This window comes from Corynebacterium sp. UD i78 (assembly GCF_056280545.1).
Genome location: NZ_JBWCED010000001.1, coordinates 1,551,653 through 1,572,801 on the forward strand (window position 1 = coordinate 1,551,653; position 21,149 = coordinate 1,572,801).

The window sequence follows — 21,149 nt, forward strand, 5'->3', positions numbered from 1 at the left end:
TCACTGAAGTTCTCCTGCCTGTTCCGTCCGGTCCGTATGAGCACTGAGCCAGTCGGCGAGCTCCCGCAGCTTCTGCGCGCTGAGCACGATCTCGATGAGCGGGCTGACGAGGTAGCGCCCCTCGGTCTCCTCCTCGACGATGCCCTCGTGCCGCAGCCGCTCCAGGGCGCGACGCACCGACTTCTGGCGGCGGGCCAGGTCACCGTCGGACTCCGTGAAGTAGGTCAGCACGGTCTGCTCGACCTCCTCGACGTCGACGCGGGCAGACGGTTCCCCGGCAGTCGACTCGCGCTGCCACACGCTGCGCAGGCACACCAGCACCAGCGTCTCTGCGCGGGTGTAGGCCTCGTCGCGCAGCAGCACCGGGATGTCGGAGACAGCGGCCTCTGCGGTCTCATCGGCTTCGTAACCTCTGACCTGCTGCTTGTAGGCCAGACCACGGTCGACGTCCACCACGAGGCGGACGAACAGATCATGCAGCCGCGACTCAATGACCTGTTGGTTGTCCAGCAGCACCTTCCAGTCCGCGGGGTGCTTCCCCGCACTGAGGAACCGTCGCTGCAGCAGGCGCACCAGCACCCGGCGCACCGCAGGATCGAGGACGCCACGGTCGCCCGTGAAGCACCCGTCGAGGTCCTCCTCCATGGCGACCGGGGTGACGAAGGGATCAGTCATCGGTGTTCTCCTGTCCTGTGGTGGATGGGCCTGCGGTCGTTCCCGCGGTGACGTCGCCGAAGGCGAAGCGTCGGACGGTCCCGTCGGGACGCCGCGCCTCGACGGTGGCGATGTCCCCGGTCTCGACCATCCCGTTGCGGTGCGCGATCTCCAGCAGCCCGAGCAGGTCCACAGGCCGTCTGGCGGACGCGGCGAGATGTGCGAAAGCCTCCGCGAGGTCGAAGTCGGCGTCCTGTCTCGACCCGATGTAGCTCTCCAGGTCCTCGTAGCGCGGCCCGCCCCACTCGCGTCCCCCGGTCCCGTCGAACTCCGGGGCCTCCTCGGACTCGTGGAGCGGTTCCGGTGCAGACCCGGGCTGCAGGTCATTGAGGTTTCGGCGTAGCGCGCCGACCTTCGCCGCCGGGAAACTGCGCAGCGGGTCGACCCGGTCTCCCCGGCTGGACTGCGGCATCCACGACTGCAGCCCGGACATCACCGTGCGCAGCAGGTCGTCGACCTCCCGGTCGCGCACCGGGTCATGTGTCCTGACCTGGGCGGTGATGACGTGGGAAGCCCGGCGTTGGGCGGTGAGCACCTCAGCGACCCCCTGCTCGACGCGGTGGGCGACGGCGGCGAGATCATGTTGCTGCGTGACCGGCAGATGCCGGGCGAACGGCTGGGCGAGCAGGCTCTGCAGCTGGCCGGTTAGCCGGTCGATGTGCTCGGGTTCGCCGATGAGCTCCAGGGCGCCGGCGAAGGCCCGCCCCTCCGGGGTGGCGTCCATGACGTGCTGGCCGCGGTGGAGATACTCGCGCAGCACCTCACCGGCCGGACGTACGTCCCTACGCAGGTCAGCGACCACATCGCGTTGCATCTCGTTGATGGACTCCGCCACCCTCACGAAGTCGGCCGGCAGTTCGCGGGAGAGGTGGAGGACGTTCTCCGCCTCCTCCAGCAGCTGGTCGTCATCCACCGGATCGACCTCACCGGCGTCCAGCCGGGCGATCTGCATATCCAGGGCGTCCCGCTCCGCACACAGGGCGGCACGGCGTGCCTCAGGGTCGGTCTCGGAATCGGAGACGAGCTGGTCGATCGAGTCGAGGAGCGTCCGCATCCGGGACCGAGACACCCTCACCCGCCCACCGGCGCGGCCGGCGATCTCCAGGGCACTGACCGCCTGGGCGGAAAGCCGGTAGACCTCGGTGCCGGTGCCGGAACTGTCGTCGATGTGCGGGACGAGCCAGCCGACGCGCACCCAGTACCGGCAGATCTCACGACCGGTGCCGACCGGTAGATTCTCCTCACCGGACGCCCGCAGCGCCTCGGCGATGTCGCCGACCTCGACATGGGCGTCCGCCACGGTGACGGTGGGACGCTCCGCGGTGAAGACCAGGGACAATGCCGCTACCACGAAGGGCGCGTAACGACCGTGCAGCAGATCGAGGGTGGGGTTGCGGAAGGCCGCCGAGGCATGGCGGTAGGCGGCTTCGGCACGTGGGTTCGTCATCGTCGTCTGAGGCTAGCACCCGGGCGGCCGTACCCCGGACGCGGTACGTGACGAATACCCCGCCTGCGGTACGGGGTGTCTGCGGATGGGCGATGTGCCGGGGATCCGGTCCGGCAAGACTGAATGCCATCCGATCCACACCGGATTGACCGCCGGACTGACCGTCCGGGAACCCCGACCCCAAGGAGTGACTTCCATGAGCACGTCCAACAGCCCCGAGCCCACCCAGACCCCCGAAGGCCCCGCCTTCGAAGGACGCCTCCTCGACCGTCCCGACGAGGACGTCGTCGACCAGGGTCCTGCCTTCGACATCCGCACCCTGATGACCCGCCGTACCGTCCTCGGTGTCGGCGCGGCCGGAGTCGGTGCCGTCGCCCTGGCGGCCTGCTCCGACAACTCGTCCTCCTCTGCCGCCACCACCTCGGCGTCCTCCTCCGCGTCCGTCACCGACCTGCCGGACGCCGAGATCCCCGACGAGACCGCCGGCCCCTACCCCGCCGACGGATCCAACGGCCCCGACGTCCTGGAGGAGTCCGGCATCGTGCGTGCCGACATCCGCTCCTCAATCGGCGCGGATGACCCGGTCGACGGCGTCCCGCTGGAATTCTCCATCACGGTGACCGACATGGCCAATGACGATGTCCCCTTCGAGAACGTCGCCGTCTACGCCTGGCACTGCAATGCCGAAGGGCTCTACTCCATGTACTCCGAGGGAGTCGAGGACGAGACCTGGCTGCGTGGCGTGCAGGTCGCCGACGCCGACGGCACCGTGTCCTTCACCTCGATCGTCCCTGCCTGCTACACCGGCCGGTGGCCGCACATCCACTTCGAGGTCTACCCCTCGGTGGACGACATCACCGACTCGGAGAACGCGATCGCCACCTCGCAGATCGCGATTCCGGAAGACGTGTGCAACACAGTGTTCGCCCTCGACGCCTACGAGGGATCCAGTGAGAACCTCTCGCAGGTCACCCTCGAATCCGACAACGTCTTCGGCGACGACTCCGGTGTCAGCCAGCTGGCCACCATGAGCGGCGACGTCGACTCCGGCTACATCGCCTCGCTCACCGCCCGTGTCGACACCAGGACCGAGCCCACCGGAGGTGCCGCTCCCGAGGGCGGTCCCGGCGAGGGCGGCCCCGGTGGCGAAGGCGGCCCCGGTGGCGAAGGCGGCGAGCCCCCGGCCGGTTCCCCCGGAGCCATCGCGTCCACCAACTGACCACCACACCACCTTTCACCCCCTGAGCTTTAGGAGCCCATCATGTTCGCCAATCTCACCGGCATGCACGCCGTCGTCATCCTCGTCATCGTCTTCCTCCTCTTCGGTGCAGCCAAGCTGCCCAGCCTGGCCAAGAGTGTCGGGCAGTCGGTCCGCATCCTCAAGAAGGAGGTCAACGAGGACGAGGCCGCCGAGACCACCGCAACCGCCGTGACCACCGCTGAGCCGGTCATCATCCCGGCCGCCGTGCCGACCACCGCCACCGCCACACCCGCCACCGCACAGGAGCAGCGGATCTCATGACCACCACGACCGCCACGACCACCACCGGACGCACCTCCCGGCGCGCCACCGGGCGGACTGCCGCAATGCCCCTGTCCGGGCACCTGCGGGAGGCGAAGAAGCGGATGTCCCGTGCAGCCCTCGCCTTCCTGGTCGCGGCGGTCGTCGCCTACCTCCTGTCCGACACGGTCCTGGACATCCTCCGGGCCCCGGTCACCGAGATCGCCGAGACCCGCAATGCGTCGATCAACTACGACAGCATCACCGGCGCCTTCGACCTGAAACTCAAGATCGCCCTGTACGGCGGTATCGCCCTGTCCAGTCCGGTCTGGCTCTACCAGCTGCTGGCCTACATCGCGCCGGGGCTGACCGGCAGGGAGAAGAAGTACACCTTCGGCTTCCTCGCCGGCGTCCTCCCCCTGTTCGCCGCCGGCGCCGCGGTCGGCGTGCTGATCTTCCCGCGGATGGTGGAACTGCTCACCAGTTTCGCCTCGAACGAGGACAGCACCCTGCTGCAGGCGTCCTACTACTTCGACTTCGTGCTCAAGCTGGTGCTCGCCGCCGGCGTGGCATTCACTCTCCCGGTGTTCCTCGTGGTGCTCAACATCATGGGTATCCTCCCGGCGCGGACCATCGCCCGCGGCTGGCGGGTCGCGGTGATCGGCATCGTGATCTTCAGCGCCCTGGTTACCCCGGCGGCAGACCTGCTGTCCATGTTCCTGCTGGTTGTACCGATGATCCTGCTGTATCTCATTGCACTGGGTATCGCCTGGATCCACGACCGAAGGAAAGACCGGCGGCTCGCCGCCGAACTGAAAGGAGTGATCTGAGATGCTCGGTCTCAGTCTCGAGAAACTGATCCTCATCGGCATCATCGCCGCCGTGGTCATCGGCCCGGAACGACTGCCCCGCTACGCCGTGAAACTCGGTGAACTCATCCGGAGCTTCCGGGACTTCACCGCCGCGTCGAAGGCGAAGGCGGAGTCCGAGCTCGGGATATCGATCAACACCGCCGAGTGGAACCGGCAGGTCCGGCAGTACGACCCGCGCACCATCGTGAAGGACGCCTGGACCGGAGATGTCACTCCGGCCGGTGCACCGGCACCGGAGGACGCGACCGTGGACGATCCTGCTGAGGGTCCGGACAAGGAACCGACCGAAGAACCTGCCGAGGAGCCCGCACCCGCCATGCGCGAACGCTGGGTCGTCGTCGGCGGAACCTCGGGCCACCCCATCCGCCGCAAGATCCTCGAGCCGTTCCCCGACGAGGAACCGACGGAAGACTCCGCCACCGATCCCACCCCGTCAGAAAGTGTCGCACTCGACTCCGCTTCCGCGTGACGAATGCCCTTCAGTGCGGCACTTCCGCACCACCCCGACCACCCCGTCCCCTCCCGGACGGGGTGCTGTCATTTCTCACGGCCTGACGATCTTTCCCGGGTTCTGCTGGATCTGCAGTCCGGTGATCCGGCCCTCCACCACCTCCAGCGTGATGATCCGCTCCATGTCGGAGGACGCCGCGTGCACCACCGGGCCGCCCACCGCGTCCACCACGCACAGCTCGGGCATGCCGTACTTTGCGATGAGTCCGGCGAGGAAGCGGGTGACCCTCTCCTGCCCGTGGATCGGATTACGGGCGGCACGGGTGAGCCCACCGGAATCCGTCCACAGCACGCAGCCTTCGGAGAGCTGCTCCACCAGGACCTCAAGGTCACCGTTGTTCAGGGAGGACGCCAACCTGTCCAGCGTGGCGCGGTCGGCGGTCACCGGCAGATCTTCTTCCCCTCCCGACCCGAGGGACGCCCGGGCCCGCCGCAGCCGTTGCCGTGTCGCGGAGGCCGTGGTCCCGACCACCGCGGCGAGCACGACGAGGTTCTGCGGGGACTCGTCAGACGCCGCCTTCTCCAACACCGTCTCAGGAAGCCACGGCCCTACATATGCCTCCCGTCGCTTCGCCGCGGTTGTCGCGACATCCAGTGCAAGACGGGAGACCACGGTGGTCAACCAGGCTGTAAGGTCCTCCGGCGACTGACCGTCGAGGCGCAGCCACGCCTCGGAGACCACGTCCTCGGCGTCCTGCCAGGACCCGGTCACCGTGTACGCGAGACCGAGCAGGCGGGGCCGTTCGGCGAGCCAGATGCGCTGGTGGTCACTCATTTCTCGGACAGTACGCTGATCCGGTTCCAGGTGTTGATCGCGGCGATCTGGCTGATCAGTGCGCCGGTGACTGTCTCCCCGAACTCGGCGAGCACGCGCCCCTGCAGATCCGCGTCATAGCCGTCGGCCAGCCGCGTACCCATGGTCGTGAACCCGAGAATGAGCGCGTCGGTCCCGGTGAAGCTGTCCGCACCGGGTCCCCAGTCCCGCACCGCATCGCACCAGGTCTGGTCGTGTCCGTGCTTGAGTGCCTCGTCGGTGTGCATGCCGATGCAGAAGCGGCAGTTGTTGAGGAAGGACGCCCGCAGCTGCACCAGTAGCCGCTGCTCCCGGTCCAGCCCGGAGCGGGCGGCGAGTTCGAGTGCGCCCGCGGCGGCATGGGTGCGTTTACGTGATCTGCTGAAGTCGAAGTAGGTCATGCCAGGATGACGACGCAGCACCCCACGTCGTGACAAACCGCTGGTGGTCGATGCGATCCTCGCCGACTAGCGTGGGGGCCATGTCTGCAGTCACCTACCGGACGGTCGATTCCCCTGTCGGCCCGCTGCTCCTGGCGTCCTCCTCGGACGGCCTGGTGCGCATCGCCTTCGCCTGCGAGGGTTTCGACGCCGTGCTCCACTCCCTGACCGGGCAGAGCATCACCGAGGGCACCTCCCCCGTCCTCGAGGACGCCGCCGCTCAACTGGACGAGTACTTCGCCGGCACCCGGCACGACTTCGACCTGCCGCTCTCCCTGCCGGGGCATTCTTTCCGCCGGACCGTCCAGCGCGCCCTGCGCGGCATCCCCTACGGCGAGACCCGTACCTACAAGGAGGTCGCCGGGTCCGTCGGCAACCCGAACGCCGTCCGCGCGGTCGGTACGGCCTGTGCGACCAATCCGCTGCCGCTGGTCATCCCGTGCCACCGCGTGCTGCGCTCCGACGGCGGGATCGGCGGCTACCTCGGCGGTGCCGACGCCAAGAACCTGCTGCTGGAGCTGGAGCGTCCACTCTGACCGGGGATCCTGCAACGGGGCCGGCGACGACAGGTAACCTACTGTGAAGTAGATCCCACCCGTCCGACTGCGCATGAAAGACCTGACTTGAACCGACCAGAGCCGACGACGACCGCCATCCCCACCCAGTGGGTGGGGCCGCTGCGTATCAGTGGAAACGCTTTCACCAGCGGAGACGCCTACGAGGAGGTCGAGGTTCCGCTGGCGACCTTCGAGACCCCGTTGTGGCCCTCGGTCGGGCGGGGTGCCAGTATCTCGCGTGAACTGCCCGCCGGCATCACGACGACCGTGGTCGGCGAGTGCATGACCCGCTCGGTCCTCTTCGTCGCCGACAGTGGCGCCGTCGCCTTCGGGGCGTCCCGCGTCATCCTCGACCGCATCGGGGACCTGCGGGACGCCGTCGCGTCCACCACCAGCCACGGCCGCCTCGTGGACCTGCACACCGAGATCGTCGGCAACCTGCTCTACGTGCGCTTCGAACTCAATCCGGGCGACGCCTCCGGCCACAACATGGTCACCAAGGCCGCGGACGCCCTCATGGAGCGCATCCTGTCCTGGCATCTCGGCCTCGACTACGGTTCGGTCTCCGGCAACTTCTGCAGCGACAAGAAAGCCACCGCCGTCAACGGCATCCTCGGTCGTGGCAAGAACGTCATCGCCGAGATCTTCATGCCGCACGAGGTCGTCGAGCGCCGGCTGCGCACCACGGCGGCCGCGCTGGAGGACCTGGTCGTGCGCAAGAACCTCGTCGGTTCGACCATCGCCGGCGCGCTGCGCTCATCCAACGCCCACTACGCGAACATGCTGCTGGGCTTCTACCTGGCCACCGGGCAGGACGCTGCGAACATCGTCGAAGGTTCCCAGGGCATCACCTACGCCGAGGCGCGCGAGGACGGGCTCTACTTCTCCTGCACCCTCCCCAACATCATCGTCGGTACTGTCGGCAGCGGTAAGCACCTGCCCGATGTCACCGCCGCTCTCGAGCGCCTCGGCTGCCGCGAGGACCGTGAGATCGGCGCCAATTCACGGCGTCTGGCGTCCCTCATCGCCGCTGCCGTACTCTGCGGTGAACTGTCCCTGCTCGCCGCACAGACCAACCCCGGCGAGCTGATGTCCACCCACCTCTCCATGGAACGTTAGAAAGGCGAGAACCCATGACCTCAATCGGTATCCACGACCTGGAGATGGCCACCGGCCATCACGTCGTCGAACTCGCTGACCTCGCCGGGTTCTCCGGCGTCGCCCCCGGCAAGTACATCCTGGGGCTCGGCCAGTCCCAGATGAGTGTGCTCGCCGAGGACGAGGACATCGTCACCATGGGCGCGGCCGCGGCCCTCCCCCTGCTGGAGCGCAACGGCACCGACGGCATCCGCACCCTGCTGTTCGCCACCGAGAGCGGTGTCGACCAGTCGAAGGCCGCCGGTGTGGCCGCGCTGCGTCTGCTGGGACTGCCGAGCAACGTCCGCGTCGTAGAGATGAAGCAGGCCTGCTACGGTGGCACCGCCGCACTGCAGGCCGCTGTGGGTATCGTCGCCCGCAGTCCGCAGGAGCGCGTCCTCGTCATCACCAGTGACAACGCCCGCTACGAGCTGGACTCCCCCGGTGAGCCGACCCAGGGCGCCGGTGCGGTCGCCATGCTTGTGTCCGCCGACCCGGCCGTTCTGGAGATCGAGCAGGCCAACGGTATCTCCACCACCGACGTCGACGACTTCTGGCGTCCGAATGACTCGACCACCGCCGTCGTCGACGGTCACCTCTCGGTCGGTGCCTACCTCGACGCCCTCACCGGTGCGTGGAAGGATCTGGAGGCCAACGGCGGTCCCGCCATCGCCGACATCGACCGGATCCTGTACCACCAGCCGTACACGAAGATGGCCAAGAAGGCGCAGCAGCGGCTGCGCGAGGTCACCGGTGATGAGATCAGCACCGCGCTGAACCCGGGTGACGAGCCGGACGGCCGTGACACCGGCCTGGCCACCAGCTCGATCTACAACCGTCGGCTGGGCAACAGCTACACCGCCTCGGTCTACTCCTGCCTCGCGTCCCTGCTCGACCACGACGATTCGCTGGAAGGACGCCGCGTCGGACTGTTCAGCTACGGTTCCGGCTGTGTGTCCGAGTTCTTCACCGGCATCGTGCAGCCGGGCTACCTGTCCCGCCGTAACCCGGCACGGGCGGAGAAGCTGCTGGACCAGCGCGTGCCGGTGAGCATCGCCGAGTACCGCGCCCTGCACGCCGCCCCGCACGGCACCAGCGAGGAGCAGGTCACCCCGAAGGTCACCGCCGGTCCGTTCCGCTTCGCCGGTGTGACCGACCAGGCCCGCCAGTACGAGGTGCGGTAGCTCCGCTACACCAGCTGCGGCCGGGCCCGCTCCTTGAGCCGGAAGTACACGCGGCTGCGCACGGTGGCGACCACATCGCCGGAACTGTCGGTGATGTCGGTGGTGAACCAGTGCAGGTACTTCTCCCCGTCCGCGGTCTTCTGGCGGATGAGGTCGAAGGTGGCGTCATCGGTGCGCATGTCCGCGGTGATCTTCCCGCGGCCGGGCTTAAGATAGGTGACATGGGACTCAGCGTCCCACACGTTGTAGTCCCCGCCGAGGCGCGTCAGCCCCATGAACAGGTAGAACCCGTCGGTCATGGTCTGGATCGTGCCACCGAAGGCGGAGCCGACGAGGTTCGCGTTGACCCGGCGCGGCCGGTGGGTGGTGACGACCCGCGAACCGTCCGTCGCGATGTACTTCATGCGGATGCCGGAGCCGACGTAGGGCGGGAAGAAGTTGAGGACGAACTTCAGCTGGCGGGGGGATGGTTTCAGCACAGAGATAATGGTATGCCGCCCGAGGACGCTCCGTGGATGGTTTCCTCAGTTCCGCGGAAAAATCCTTTCAGCCACGCCCGGCCTCCGCCAGCCGCGCCTCCAGCTCCGCAATCCGGGCGTCCCGCTCGGCGATGTCCTTCCGGTACAGGTCGATGCGCTCCTCAACCTCCTCCCGCGTCCACCGCGGGGTGATCTGCTTCGAGCAGTTCGCATCGGACGCCACAACGTCAACGACCACCGCACGCTCGATCACCGAGGTGATCCGGGAGTCCTTCAGGTCACGGAGCTGCTCGATGATCTCCGGATCCTCGGTGGTGTGCGCATGCCCGAAGACCTTCACCCGGGACCGCGTCGTGAAGTCCACGAAGAACAGACACACCCGGTCATCCCGGTCGAGGTTTCCGGCGGTGACGAACTGCCGGTTACCCGCGAAGTCCGGGAACATCAGCTGCGACCGCCCACCGACCGTCCGGACCTTCACGAACCCCGCCGGGCCACCCTTGTGCTGCACGTACGGCCAGCCGGTGCCGGTGACGGTGGACATCATGAACATCCGCGCCTGACGGATCAGCTTCGTGTCCCTCGGGTCGAGCTCCCTACCGGACGCCCCGGAGGTGTCCACCCGGTTGCCGACGCCCCGGGCGTCCTGCCTGGCCTTGACGAACCCGTCGAAGGCGATGTCCGCGTAACTCATCTCAGTTCCTTCCACTCACTGTCAGTACCGTAGCCGCCGTCAGAAGCCCCGCCGCAACAAGGAACGCCGGCCCGTACCCGTCCGAGGGCAGCACCGCCACGATCATCGGGCCGAGCAGCTGCCCCAGGGCGTAGACCAGGGTCAGACCGGCCGCCACCGCTCCGATCCCGAGACGGTGCGCCTGTGCCATCGTCATCTGGGTGATCCCCATGAATGTGGTCCCGAACAGGGCGGCGCCGACGTAGCCACCGGCCACTCCACCGACCATCACCGGGAACAGCGCCGCAAGAATCTGCAGCACGTACGCGCCCACCAGCGCCGGACGCAGCCCGACGCGGCGTCCCACCACCGCCCACAGCAGCGTCGACGGTGCAGCGGCCAGCCCTGCCACCACCCACACCCACGTCGCTTCGCGCGCACCGGTCGATTGCGCGACGAGGGCGACGAGATAGGTGCCGATGATGATGTAGCCGATGCCCTCCAGCAGGTAGCTCGCCGAGAGCAGACGGTGCCCCGGCACCCGGGGAGCGCGTCCTGCCCGGGGTGCGGCCGCCGGCACCGGGACATTCCATGCCACCGGGATCAGCAGAGCCGCTCCGGCCGCCGCGACCAGCCACAGCACCGGCCAGGACGCGGACGCTGCCAGCCCCACGGCCGCGCCCGACAACGCGATGCCTGCACCGACGCCGGCGAAGGCCAGGCCCGCGGACCCACCCCGCTGCTCCAGCGCCGGGATGCCGTGGGCGAGACAGACGAAGACCATGGCGGACGCCGACCCGGCCAGCAGCCGCAGCAGAATGAACCACGGCAGTACGTGGACCAGCGGCATCCCCACCAGCAGCAGCACCGTGGCGACCAGCCCGGCGCGCAGAACGGCCGCCGTCGTCCATTCCGGACGCCGCGTCAGCACTCCTGCGCCGACAAGGTAGCCCAGGTAATTCGCTGCGGCGATCCATGAGCCGTGGGTCGAAGGCATGGCCAGTGCCACGCCCATCACCGGAAGGATCGGGGTGTAGACGAACCGTCCGATGCCCATCGCCACAGCGAAGCCTGCGGTGTGTCCTGCGGTGGTGGTCACTGTCATTCCTCTGACGGTAGGACCCCTCGTGAACCACGTCCAATACCCGTGTGTCGTCGTGTTATACGTTGGACGCATGACACCTGAACTCCGGCACCTGCGCACCCTGGTCGCCGCCGCCGAGTACGGCACCCTCACGGAGGCCGCTGACGTCCTCCACATCAGCCAGCCGACGTTGACCCGCACCGTCCAGCAGCTCGAACGGATGGTGGGTGCCCGGCTGCTGGTGCGGTCGGCGCACGGCGTCACTCTCACGGATGACGGTAAACGCGCACTCGACCCGGCACGCGACATCCTGTCCCGGGTGGATGCCTTCACCTCCGTGGTCGGTACCCACCGCTCACTGCGTCTCGGTTTCGCCTGGCTGCTTCCACCGGACTGGTTCGCCGGATTCCGGGAGACCTGCGGAAACCTCGGATTCACGGTCACACCGGTACGTGTCGACGACCCGGTCGCCGCACTGGACGAGGCCGGCCCCACCCGGGTCGATCTCGCCCTGGTCCGCAACACCCACCGGCGGTTGTCCTCCTCGGTGACATCCAGGGTCATCGGTAGCGAGGACCGGTGCGCGGTCTTCCCCGCGGATTCCGAGCTGGCCCGTCAGTACGCCACGGGAGACCGGATCACCTGGGACGACCTGGCGACCGAGCCGCTGGTCACGAACCCGAACTCCGGGACCACGCATCCGGGCTCCTGGGAGCACGCCCCGGCTGACCGCACCGTCATCACCTGCGCGAACTTCGAGGAGTGGATCGAGCTGATCGCCTCCGGGGCCGGCATCGGAGCGGTGCCGGTACTTGCACGGGACCGCGCGCCACATCCCGGCGTGCTCTATGCGGATCTGCCGGAGGTCCCGCCGAGCGACATCGCCCTGGTCTGGCGGAAGGACACGGTGACGCCCGCGCTACGGGAGCTTCTGGAGACGCTGGTTCCCGGCTAACCCACCACCGCCATCCGCCGCACCGCCTCGACGACTGACGCCCGGCGCCGCGCGTCCTCGTCTACGTCACTTTCGTCCGCACCGGTCATCATCCTCGCGACCTGCGGCACCGTCGCCCACCATCCGGCCAGAGCCAGCACCAGGATCATGAGGTGGTCGGCGTCCAGGATCCTCGCCTTCGTCGCCTCGGCGCCCCACGCCATCGCGTCCTCCTGACTACAAGTCCAACTGATCCGTCGGACTCCCATCGGCAACCCTACGACACTCACCTCCAACCAATACGTCGGATATGAGGACGCATGCACCAGAGGACACAGTCACCGGCCACCCCGGGCATCATCGCATTGCTCGTCGCCACCGGACTCTGCACCCTCATGCAGCTCTACGCCGTAATCCCGCTGGTCGGTCCAGTGGCCGCCGACCTGGGCACCTGCTTCAGCCTCAGCTACGCCGCCGCCTCCGCACTGGCCCCCGAAGGCACCTGGCGCTGACTCTTAGCCGGTAGCGGCATCCTGCCCTGCCTCGCCGCGCTGCTGTGTCTCGCAGCGGTACTCGTCACCGGATTCCTGCGGCTGGATGGCGTACCCTCTGTGAAGTAACCCTCACCGAACCCCGTCGGAGGTACGGCCATGCCGAACATCGGAATCACCCACGCAGATTCAGGACTCGTCCAGACTCGCGTGGCACGCAGTGAACGCGTCACTCCCCACATGCAGCGGGTGACTTTCTCGGGCGAGGACCTCGACACGTTCGTCCCGCTCGGCTTCGACCAGTGGTTCCGGCTGGCCATCCCGGTCGGCGGCGGCGACCGTCTCGACAAGGTCCCCGCGAAGTTCAACTTCGGCACCCTGGTCAAGTTCATGGCGATGCCCAAGGGCTCCCGCCCGACCATCCGCAACTACACCGTCCGTGACTTCCGCCCAGCGTCCGAGGGCAGGGACGCCGAGATGGACGTGGACTTCGTCATCCACGGCGACTCCGGCGTCGCCGGCCCCTGGGCCGTGTCCGCCGAACCCGGCTCGCCCGTCGCCCTCGTCGACCAGGGCTGCGGCTGGAAGCCCGTCCCTGCCGCGCAGTCCCTCATCGTCACCGACGAGAGCGGGATGGCCGCCGCGCTCGGTATCCTCCGCGACCTGCCACGGGACGCCACCGGTCACGCCGTCATCGAGATATTCGACGAGCAGGACAGGCAGGACGGCGAGGCCCCCGAAGGCATGAGCGTGCACTGGCTCGTTCGGAAGCCCACGGACGACCCCGGCACCCTCGCCCTCCCCGCGCTGCAGGAACTGAACATCTCCGCCGACCTCTACGCTTTCACCGTCGGCGAGTCCGCACTCATCAAGGGTGTGCGCCGGCATCTCGTCAACGACTGCGGCGTCCCGAAGGCGAACATCACCTTCAGCGGCTACTGGAAGATCGGCAAGTCGGCACCGAGCTGAGAACATGACCGCCTCCCTGATCGTCTACGACCTGGACGGTGTCATCACCACCCGGGACACGTACACCACTTTCACCGTCGGCGAACTGTGCCGCAGACCGTGGCGCCTGGTCCCGGCGATTCCGCTCGCCGTCCGGCGGTTCCTCAGTAGGGACGAGGAGGTCCGACGGATCCTGGGCGTCCGCATCGCGAGGATCGCCCACCGTGGATTCCACGACGCGGACTACTCCCGCCATGTGGAGGATTTCGGCAGGCGGGTCGGCGGCAGCCGCACATGGATCCGTGAATCCGCCGTCGACCGGATCCGGCGGCAGAAGGCGCAGGGCGCGACCATCGTCATCGCCACCGCGACCGAGCGTCGGCTCGCGGCAAACCTGCTGGAGGCGGCCGGCGTCCCCTACGATCTGCTCTCCGCATCAGAGCTGTCGGAGACCCCGACGGGCATGGACGTCACCGACCACCGCCTCGGCGCGCGCAAGGTCGTGGCGCTCCACGAACTGGGCGTCGACATCGCCCACGCCGAGTTCGTGACCGACTCCTTCAGCGACCTCCCCACCGCCGCGCGAGGCCGGGTCCGTGGTCCTCATCGGCGCGTCCGCCAGGACCCGGCGGCAGTTCGACAACCAAGGCGTGCGCTACTCCATAGAGTCCTGATCCCGCCTACCCTCGACCCCATGGCCACCGTCATCCTCGTCCGCCACGGACGCAGCACCGCGAACACCGCCGGCGTCCTCGCCGGCCGCACCCCCGGCGTCCTCCTCGACGGCACCGGCCTTGAACAGGCCCGACGCACCGCCGAACGCCTCGCCGCGATCCCGCTGACCACGATCGTCACCAGTCCGCTGGAACGCACCCGGCAGACCGCGGACGCCCTCCTCGCCCTGCAGGACGCCACCTCCCCCGCGACGCTCACCGTCGAGGACGATCTCACCGAGTGCGACTACGGCGACTGGCAGAACGGGAAACTCGCCGACCTCGCCAAGGAGCCGCTCTGGAAGACCGTCACCGACCGGCCGAGCGAGGCCGCCTTCCCCGGCGGCGAGTCACTGACCGACATGCAGGCCCGCGCCGTCACGGCGGTGAGAAAGCACGACGCACAGATCACCGACGCCCACGGCCCCCACGCCGTCTGGGCCGCCGTCAGCCACGGCGACATCATCAAGGCGGTCATCGCCGACGCCTACGGCATTCCCTTCGACAATTTCCAGCGCGTCCACGCCGACCCGGCGTCCGTCACCGTCATCAGCTACACCGCCGCCGGACCCCACGTACTCTGCGTCAACACCACAGCCGGGGACCTTTCCTGGCTGGCGAAAGCCGCACGACACGGAACACAGCAGGACGCCCCGCAGGTGGGCGGCGGCGCCGGGCACTAGGATCAGGTCATGTCCACCATCACACACGGATTCGACTGGCCCGACCGTTTCATCGTCGGCACCGTGGGACTGCCCGGTGACCGGACGTTCTACCTGCAGGCGAAGGACCACAACCGGACCTTCAGCGTCGCTCTGGAGAAGCAGCAGTCCGCCGCGCTGGCTGACGGGATCGACGAGCTGCTGAGCCAGCTGCGCGAACTCGAGGGCAACCCGGCCAGCGTCCCGGACGAGACAGACGCACTGCTCGTCGACAATGAGCCGCTGGACCTCCCCCTCGACGAGGAGTTCCGCGTCGGCGTCCTCACCCTCGGCTGGGACCCGGCGACCACCCAGGTCGTCATCGAGGCCGCGCCCGCCCCGGAGATCGCGCCGGAGCAGTTGGAGGGCATCACCTCCATCGAGGACATCGAACCCGAGCAGCTCTTCGTCGTCCGCATCCCCGTCGGCTCCGCCCTCGCCTTCGTCGAACGCACCCGGGCCGTCGTCGCCGCCGGTCGCGACCAGCAGTGATGGAACTGACCGGCCGGATCACCACCGCCTCCAACGCGACCTTCCTCGGCCACATCGGCACCGGGGATGACGCCACCGCCGTGGTCTACAAGCCGGTCTGCGGCGAGAAGCCGCTGTGGGACTTCCCCGACCGGACCCTCGCCCACCGTGAGGTCGCCGCCTACCTCGTCTCCGAGGCGACCGGCTGGAACATCGTACCGACCACCTGGCTCGGCGACGGGCAGTTCGGCACCGGCATGCTGCAGCTCTGGCAGGACGCCGACCCAGGCCAGGACCCGGTCGACCTCGTCCCCGCCGGTGAGATCCCGCCGGGATTCCACCACGTCCTCGACGGCTACGACGCCGACGACGTCGCGGTCTCCGTCATTCACGAGGACTCCCCCGCCCTGCGCCGCATGGCGGTTTTCGATGTGCTGGTCAACAACGCCGACCGCAAGGGCGCCCACATCCTCCCCATGGCCGACGGTCACCGCTTCGGCGTGGACCACGGGGTGACCTTCCACACCGAGCCGCGACTGCGCACCGTGCTCTGGGGCTGGGTCGGCCAATCGCTCACCACCGAGGAACTCGACGGCGTCACGGCGGTCCGGGACGGGCTGGACGCCGACCTCGGCGAGGCACTGGCCGACCATCTCGCCCTCGCGGAGATCGAAGCCCTGCGCCGCCGCTGTGACGACCTGCTGGAGACCGGTGTCTTCCCCTGCCCGGCCGGCGACATGCCTGCCGTGCCCTGGCCGGTCTTCTGAGCCGGCTCAGGCCATGACCTTCGTCTTCTCGATAGCCTCATTCGTTGACCGGTTGTAGCCGTCCAGCAGCCCGCGCAGCCAGAGACCGAGGATCAGGAACGGCACGGCGAACAGCAGCAGGATACCGAGTTCGATCCACAGGTCACCCCGGTACATTCCGGCGATCGCCGCCCGCATCGCGTCGATCGCGTGGGTGGCGGGCAGCCACGGGCTGAGCGTCTGGAACCATCCGGGCAGCAGCGGCAGCGGGTACGCGCCGCCGCCACCGGACACCTGCAGCACCAGCAGCAGCACCGCCACCGCCTTACCGGCACTGCCCAACGACAGCACCAGGGTGTAGACGATGAGCTGGAACACCAGCGATGTCACCCAGCAGCACACCGTGAACAGGAACGGATGCGCGGCCCCGATCTGCACGAAGACGATCATGCCGAGGGCCACCAGGGTGGCCTGCGCCAGTCCGATCAGGGCGAAGAAGCCGAACCTTCCGAGGTAGGCCTGGGCACGGGTGTACGTCTCCCCCTCCCCGTCCACGCGAGGACGCACGAACACCGCGGTGAGCACCGCACCGACCCACAGCGCCAGAGTGACGTAGAGCGGAGCCATTCCCGCACCGAAACTGGCCACCGGATAGACCGCCTCACGGTCGACCGACACCGGGGCCGCCAGCTGCGCGGCCAGGGCCTCCGGGTCGTCACCGACGACCCGGGCCAGTTTCGAGAAGTCCCCGGTCCCGCCGGCGGTCGACAGCGCGTCCGCCATCTCCTCGAACTGGTCGGCGTGCTCCTCAAGCTTGTCGGCGACGGACACCGTCGCCGACCTCGCCCGGTCCAGCGTCTCCTGCAGTGATCCCGGTGAATCCCTGAAGGACGCAGTGACGCCCGCAAGGTCCTCCTTGACGGTGGCGATACTGTCGCCGAGGTCGTCGAGGGTGCTGCCGAGCTGCGTCATCTGCGGCTGCAGGTCCTGCCGGTAGGCCGACACCGCTCCGTCGACAGCGGTCGACGCCCGGTCCAGCGCATCCTGCACGCTCTGCCGGGACGCCTGTGCATCGGCGGTGCCGTCGGTGATGTCCTGCGCGGTCTGCGTGAGCCGGTCGTGCAGGTCGTCACTGCGGTCGATCGCCGCATCGAGCCCGGCCAGCGCCCGGTCGTACCCGGCCTGAGCCCCGGCCGGCAGCGCCGCACCGACGGTGTCGTCGAGGGTCGCACGGACCGCGCGGAAACCGTCGGTCTGCTGCTTGACCCGGGTGGCGAGGTCGGTGAACGTCGCCGCCGTACCGGTCCCGGCGTTCCCGGCGCTGTCGAAGAGGAAGTCCAGCTGGTCACCGACCGCGCTGTAGCTGTCGGCGGTCGAGGACAGTGCCTGTTCCAGCGACGCCGCGGCACTGCGCAGGGTCGAGTCCAGGCTGTCCGTGGCGTCCGCCCCACCGCCGAGATCGGAGCCGGTGTCGTCGAACTGGGCACCGGCGGCCCGGGCGATGTTCCCTGCGCCCTCGAGCAACGGGGCGGTGGAGTCCAGCATGCCGGTGAGGGAGCGCACGGTCTGCGCCCCGGCACGCAGCTGGACACCGATGTTCTCCACCCGCGCCTCGATCCGGTCGATCGCTGCCTTGGTGTCGTCCTCTTCGAGGTAGTTGTCCAGGGACGAGACCACACCCAGCCCGACACTGCCGATGATCTCGGCGAAGGTGTCGTTGATCTGGGCGATCACACCCTCTGCACCCTGCTCGGTGATCACCGTGGACAGCGCGTTCTTCTTCTCGTTGGTGTACAGCTCGAGCTGGGTCGGCTCGGTCCCGGCGGCGTAGAAGGTCAGCAGGGAGGTACTGAAGTCCTCCGGCAGGACGATCGAGGCGTAGTACTCACCCGATTTCGTCCCCTCTACCGCGTCATCGGTGTCGGTGATGACCCAGTCGATCTGGTCGTTGCGGCTGAGCTGCGACAGGACCTGGTCACCGAGGTTCAGCGACAGCGGCACCAGGTCGCTCTCATGACCTTCGTCGGCACTGGCGACGGCGATCTTCAGCTCATCGGTCCGGCCGAACGGATCCCAGTTCGCGAGTACATTGAACACAGCGAAGAGCATGGGGATGACCACCAGACCGAACAGCACGATGCCGGTCATGACGTTGCGTCCTGCGGCCTTCAGGTCGCCGCGGACGATCTCTGCGATCCTGCTCATGCCTTCTCCCCCTTGTCGGCGACGGCGAGCTGCAGCTCGTCCTCTGACATCTCGGCCACGTCATGCGCTCTCCGGTAGCTCTGCCGGATGTAGTCCAGCCCGGCGATGAAGCCGATGACGAGCAGGAACCACAGGCACAGCAGACCGAAGAACAGCGTCTTCTGGTCCGGGATCATCCTGGCCAGCACGCCGAGGACCACCACACCGAGGACACCGACGATCACCGACAGCCCCAGCCACAGGGCGTAGTTCTCCCGCAGTCGACGCCACCTCCGGTCTATCTCGTCGCGGAAGCCCTCCCGGTCGCGCAGCGCGCCCACCGTGTCGCTGAGCCTGTATCCGCTGCCGGTGATCTCCACCTTCTCGCTGATGATGAGACCACCCTCATCCAGCTGGTCGTTGACCTGCCGGTTGACGTTGGACAGCCAGCGTCTCGCCAGCATGCCGGCCACGAAGGCGACCAGCGCCATCAGGGCGAGGAGGCCCATCGCCCGCCACCAGTGGTCGCCGTAGAAGCCGCCGACGGTTTCGCGGAGCGCCGTGATGCCGTGGGTCAGCGGCAGGAACGGCGATATCGACTGGAAGAAGTCCGGCATCATCTCGATCGGGTACAAACCCGTCGCACCCGGGATCTGGATGAACGCCAGCGCCACGGCGATGCCGCGTCCGATGTGCCCCAGTGCCGAGACCAGGGCGTAGATGATGGTGAGGTACGCCAGTCCGGTGAGGACGCCGGTCCCGACGAACGCCAGCGGGTTGACGGTCTGCACCCCGAGGATCAGGTCGCCGACGGTGACGACCACCGACTGCGCCACCGACAGTGCGCCGAGCAGCATCAGCCGGCCACGGTAGGCCTGGCCGACGGTGAGCCGCCGCATGCCAGCCCGGTCCACTTCGGTGCGGAAGATGATCATCAGCATGAACGCGCCGATCCACAGCGACAGGTTCGTGAACAGGGACGCCATCCCGGACCCGTAGCTGCTGACCGGGTACACCGCGTGACTCTCCACCTCCGCCGGGGTCGACATGAACCGGCCGATACTGTCAGAATCAAGGTCGGTGACGCTGTGCAGCAGACTGCCGTCAGAGGCGATGTTCAGGGCGAGGATGTCGGTCTTCGCGGTACGCAGACCGCTCTCGATCCCGGAGAGGTTCCCGTCGAAGGAGTCGATGAGGCCGTCGACCCGGTCGAGTCCGTCATCGACCCCGTCGAGCAGGTCGGACGACTCCTGCAGCAGGGTACGGGTCGAATCCAGTGCACCGGAGAACCGGCCGGCGGTGGAGTTCACACTGTCGATCGCGGAGTTCAGGCCGGGCAGTGCATCCGACACCGAGGTCTGCATTGCCCGCGCAGCGGCACGGGTGTCGTCGGTCGCCGTCCCGAAGGCGTCGGCCGCGGCGCTGACCGTGGACGCCGCGTCGGTCGCGTCAGTCCCCAGGGTGGTGAGACTGTCGACCAGTGCCCGGTCGGCGGCCCTGCGTTCCCGGAGGTCGTCCAGGGCGTCCTGCAGGGGCTGTGCGGCCCCCGGGGTGATCGCCGCACCGTCGAGCATGTTCTCGAGCTGACGGATGACCCGCTCGCTCTGTGCCAGCGCTCCTGAAGCATCGCGGCCGGCGCTACCGATCGCCGCCCCGGCCCGGTCGAGCTCACCGATGACGGCGGCGACCGCGGCATCGGCGTCGGACGTGGCGTCCGTCAGTGCCCGGTTGATTCCCAGGTAGGAGTCCGTGGCGTCCCCGGTGAAGGTCGAGACCTGCTCCTGGACGTCGGACATGATGTCGCGCACCTGGTCCAGGGCACTCACTGCCTCCCCGATCGCGGTGTCGACCGAGTCGAGGGTGTCCTGCGTGGCGGCGATGGTCGATCCCGCCCCGCCGAGGCTGTCCTGGATCCGGGTGAGGCTTCCCCGGGCCGCCGACATGGTCTGCGCGGTCTCGTCGAAGGCATCGGCCGTCCGGTCCTGCACGCCGGTGAGACTGTCCGCCAGGTCACCGCCGGCGGAGCTGAGTTCGGTGGTGACGGCCTCGGCGACCATCTTCTTGAACACCGAGTTCACGGTGGTGTCGAGCGTGGTCGCCCCCTGGTCGGTGATCTTCGGGGAGACCGCACTGTCCTTCTCGTTGACCTGGTAGAGCAGCGTCGGCTCCGAGTAGGTGCCCTGGAACATACTGAGGATGTCCGAGGTGAAGGTCTCCGGGACCGTGATCGAGGCGTAGACGTCCCCCTTACGCAGCGAGTCGTCTGCCTCGTCGGCATCCATGAACTGCCAGCCCAGCTGGTCATTCTCCTTGAGTTGGTCGACGACCTGGGCGCCCACGTCAAGCTCCCCGGTGAGGTCGGAGTCACCCCCCTTGTCCTCGTTGACCACGGCAACCTGAATGTTCCCCGTGTTGCCGTAGGGGTCCCAGAAGGCGGCGATGTTGACCCAGGAATACAGCGCCGGGGTGAAGAGCACCCCGATGACGATGACCCAGACCTTCGGAGTCCGCAGGAGACGACCGGCGTCCCGGGCGAAAACTGACCAACTTGCGTTCACAGGTGCTGACCG

23 protein-coding genes are annotated in these 21,149 nt (G+C 68.1%); 13 read left to right on the forward strand and 10 right to left on the reverse strand.

Going from position 1 to position 21,149, the window contains the following annotated elements; all coding sequences use genetic code 11:
- On the reverse strand, positions 1-675 hold the full coding sequence (locus ACZ9GM_RS07285; protein WP_476037493.1) for a DUF4194 domain-containing protein: 675 nt from the start codon (positions 673-675) through the stop codon (positions 1-3).
- Positions 668-2,161 carry a DUF3375 domain-containing protein gene (locus ACZ9GM_RS07290; RefSeq protein WP_476037494.1) on the reverse strand — a complete coding sequence of 498 codons (1,494 nt, stop codon included), beginning with the start codon at positions 2,159-2,161 and terminating at the stop codon, positions 668-670. The genes ACZ9GM_RS07285 and ACZ9GM_RS07290 overlap by 8 nt, the downstream gene beginning before the upstream one ends.
- Before the next feature lie 196 nt (positions 2,162-2,357).
- On the opposite strand from ACZ9GM_RS07290, the gene ACZ9GM_RS07295 reads away from it, so the two are divergent.
- From ACZ9GM_RS07295 to ACZ9GM_RS07310, 4 genes are read left to right on the forward strand one after another with little or no spacing between them, the layout of a single operon-like run.
- A complete protein-coding gene (locus ACZ9GM_RS07295) occupies positions 2,358-3,380 on the forward strand; it encodes an intradiol ring-cleavage dioxygenase (RefSeq protein ID WP_476037495.1) in 1,023 nt (340 codons plus the stop codon).
- Between the two features lie 42 nt (positions 3,381-3,422).
- Positions 3,423-3,683, forward strand: a complete 261-nt coding sequence (tatA, locus tag ACZ9GM_RS07300) for a twin-arginine translocase TatA/TatE family subunit (RefSeq protein ID WP_291474978.1) — start codon at positions 3,423-3,425, stop codon at positions 3,681-3,683.
- Positions 3,680-4,492 (forward strand): twin-arginine translocase subunit TatC, encoded by an 813-nt coding sequence (gene tatC / locus ACZ9GM_RS07305; protein ID WP_291474980.1) that lies wholly within the window; start codon positions 3,680-3,682, stop codon positions 4,490-4,492. Before tatA ends, tatC begins: the two co-directional genes overlap by 4 nt.
- A 1-nt stretch (position 4,493) precedes the next feature.
- Entirely contained in the window at positions 4,494-5,003 is a 510-nt protein-coding gene (locus ACZ9GM_RS07310; protein ID WP_476037496.1) for a Sec-independent protein translocase subunit TatA/TatB, read from the forward strand.
- 75 nt (positions 5,004-5,078) lie between these two features.
- On the opposite strand, the gene ACZ9GM_RS07315 is transcribed toward ACZ9GM_RS07310, so the two are convergent.
- Together ACZ9GM_RS07315 and ACZ9GM_RS07320 are read right to left on the reverse strand one after the other, a co-directional pair.
- The gene (locus ACZ9GM_RS07315) at positions 5,079-5,819 is read right to left on the reverse strand and encodes a sigma factor (RefSeq protein WP_476037497.1); all 741 of its coding nucleotides are present in this window, start codon (positions 5,817-5,819) and stop codon (positions 5,079-5,081) included.
- Positions 5,816-6,238: a carboxymuconolactone decarboxylase family protein gene (locus ACZ9GM_RS07320; RefSeq protein ID WP_476037498.1), complete on the reverse strand. Its 423-nt coding sequence runs from the start codon at positions 6,236-6,238 to the stop codon at positions 5,816-5,818. The genes ACZ9GM_RS07315 and ACZ9GM_RS07320 overlap by 4 nt, the downstream gene beginning before the upstream one ends.
- A gap of 80 nt (positions 6,239-6,318) precedes the next feature.
- On the opposite strand from ACZ9GM_RS07320, the gene ACZ9GM_RS07325 reads away from it, so the two are divergent.
- The 3 genes from ACZ9GM_RS07325 to ACZ9GM_RS07335 all read left to right on the forward strand — a co-directional run bounded on the left by ACZ9GM_RS07325 (position 6,319) and on the right by ACZ9GM_RS07335 (position 9,155).
- Positions 6,319-6,813, forward strand: a complete 495-nt coding sequence (locus tag ACZ9GM_RS07325) for a methylated-DNA--[protein]-cysteine S-methyltransferase (protein WP_291474990.1) — start codon at positions 6,319-6,321, stop codon at positions 6,811-6,813.
- 87 nt (positions 6,814-6,900) lie between these two features.
- Entirely contained in the window at positions 6,901-7,953 is a 1,053-nt protein-coding gene (locus ACZ9GM_RS07330; protein WP_291474991.1) for a hydroxymethylglutaryl-CoA reductase, read from the forward strand.
- A gap of 14 nt (positions 7,954-7,967) precedes the next feature.
- Complete coding sequence (locus ACZ9GM_RS07335; protein ID WP_476037499.1) at positions 7,968-9,155, forward strand: hydroxymethylglutaryl-CoA synthase; 1,188 nt, start codon at positions 7,968-7,970, stop codon at positions 9,153-9,155.
- A 5-nt stretch (positions 9,156-9,160) separates the two neighbouring features.
- Here the strand turns inward: ACZ9GM_RS07335 and ACZ9GM_RS07340 are convergent, their stop codons facing one another.
- The 3 genes from ACZ9GM_RS07340 to ACZ9GM_RS07350 form a co-directional block, all read right to left on the reverse strand.
- Positions 9,161-9,634, reverse strand: a complete 474-nt coding sequence (locus ACZ9GM_RS07340; protein WP_291474995.1) for a DUF4442 domain-containing protein — start codon at positions 9,632-9,634, stop codon at positions 9,161-9,163.
- Positions 9,635-9,701: 67 nt separating this feature from the next.
- Complete coding sequence (locus ACZ9GM_RS07345) at positions 9,702-10,328, reverse strand: pyridoxamine 5'-phosphate oxidase family protein (protein WP_291474996.1); 627 nt, start codon at positions 10,326-10,328, stop codon at positions 9,702-9,704.
- Between the two features lies 1 nt (position 10,329).
- Positions 10,330-11,412 (reverse strand): YbfB/YjiJ family MFS transporter, encoded by a 1,083-nt coding sequence (locus ACZ9GM_RS07350; RefSeq protein ID WP_291474997.1) that lies wholly within the window; start codon positions 11,410-11,412, stop codon positions 10,330-10,332.
- Between the two features lie 70 nt (positions 11,413-11,482).
- Here ACZ9GM_RS07350 and ACZ9GM_RS07355 point away from each other — a divergent pair, with 70 nt between their 5' ends.
- Positions 11,483-12,346, forward strand: a complete 864-nt coding sequence (locus ACZ9GM_RS07355; protein WP_291474998.1) for a LysR family transcriptional regulator — start codon at positions 11,483-11,485, stop codon at positions 12,344-12,346.
- Here ACZ9GM_RS07355 and ACZ9GM_RS07360 read toward each other — a convergent pair.
- A complete protein-coding gene (locus ACZ9GM_RS07360; RefSeq protein ID WP_291474999.1) occupies positions 12,343-12,549 on the reverse strand; it encodes a hypothetical protein in 207 nt (68 codons plus the stop codon). The genes ACZ9GM_RS07355 and ACZ9GM_RS07360 overlap by 4 nt on opposite strands.
- Positions 12,550-12,645: 96 nt before the next feature.
- Between ACZ9GM_RS07360 and ACZ9GM_RS07365 the strand changes: the two genes are divergently transcribed.
- From ACZ9GM_RS07365 to ACZ9GM_RS07385, 5 genes are all read left to right on the forward strand, one after another.
- Positions 12,646-12,837, forward strand: coding sequence for a hypothetical protein (locus ACZ9GM_RS07365; RefSeq protein ID WP_291475000.1), 192 nt, complete (start codon positions 12,646-12,648; stop codon positions 12,835-12,837).
- Between the two features lie 138 nt (positions 12,838-12,975).
- Positions 12,976-13,785 (forward strand): siderophore-interacting protein, encoded by an 810-nt coding sequence (locus ACZ9GM_RS07370; RefSeq protein WP_476037500.1) that lies wholly within the window; start codon positions 12,976-12,978, stop codon positions 13,783-13,785.
- 4 nt (positions 13,786-13,789) lie between these two features.
- Complete coding sequence (locus ACZ9GM_RS07375; protein ID WP_476037501.1) at positions 13,790-15,160, forward strand: MSMEG_4193 family putative phosphomutase; 1,371 nt, start codon at positions 13,790-13,792, stop codon at positions 15,158-15,160.
- Positions 15,161-15,169: 9 nt separating this feature from the next.
- Positions 15,170-15,670 (forward strand): DUF3090 family protein, encoded by a 501-nt coding sequence (locus tag ACZ9GM_RS07380; RefSeq protein WP_476037502.1) that lies wholly within the window; start codon positions 15,170-15,172, stop codon positions 15,668-15,670.
- Positions 15,670-16,416: an SCO1664 family protein gene (locus tag ACZ9GM_RS07385; protein ID WP_476038326.1), complete on the forward strand. Its 747-nt coding sequence runs from the start codon at positions 15,670-15,672 to the stop codon at positions 16,414-16,416. The genes ACZ9GM_RS07380 and ACZ9GM_RS07385 overlap by 1 nt, the downstream gene beginning before the upstream one ends.
- 6 nt (positions 16,417-16,422) lie before the next feature.
- On the opposite strand, the gene ACZ9GM_RS07390 is transcribed toward ACZ9GM_RS07385, so the two are convergent.
- Both ACZ9GM_RS07390 and ACZ9GM_RS07395 read right to left on the reverse strand, forming a co-directional pair.
- Entirely contained in the window at positions 16,423-18,600 is a 2,178-nt protein-coding gene (locus ACZ9GM_RS07390; protein ID WP_476037503.1) for a YhgE/Pip family protein, read from the reverse strand.
- Positions 18,597-21,137: a YhgE/Pip domain-containing protein gene (locus ACZ9GM_RS07395; RefSeq protein ID WP_476037504.1), complete on the reverse strand. Its 2,541-nt coding sequence runs from the start codon at positions 21,135-21,137 to the stop codon at positions 18,597-18,599. The genes ACZ9GM_RS07390 and ACZ9GM_RS07395 overlap by 4 nt, the downstream gene beginning before the upstream one ends.
- Positions 21,138-21,149 lie beyond the last annotated feature (12 nt).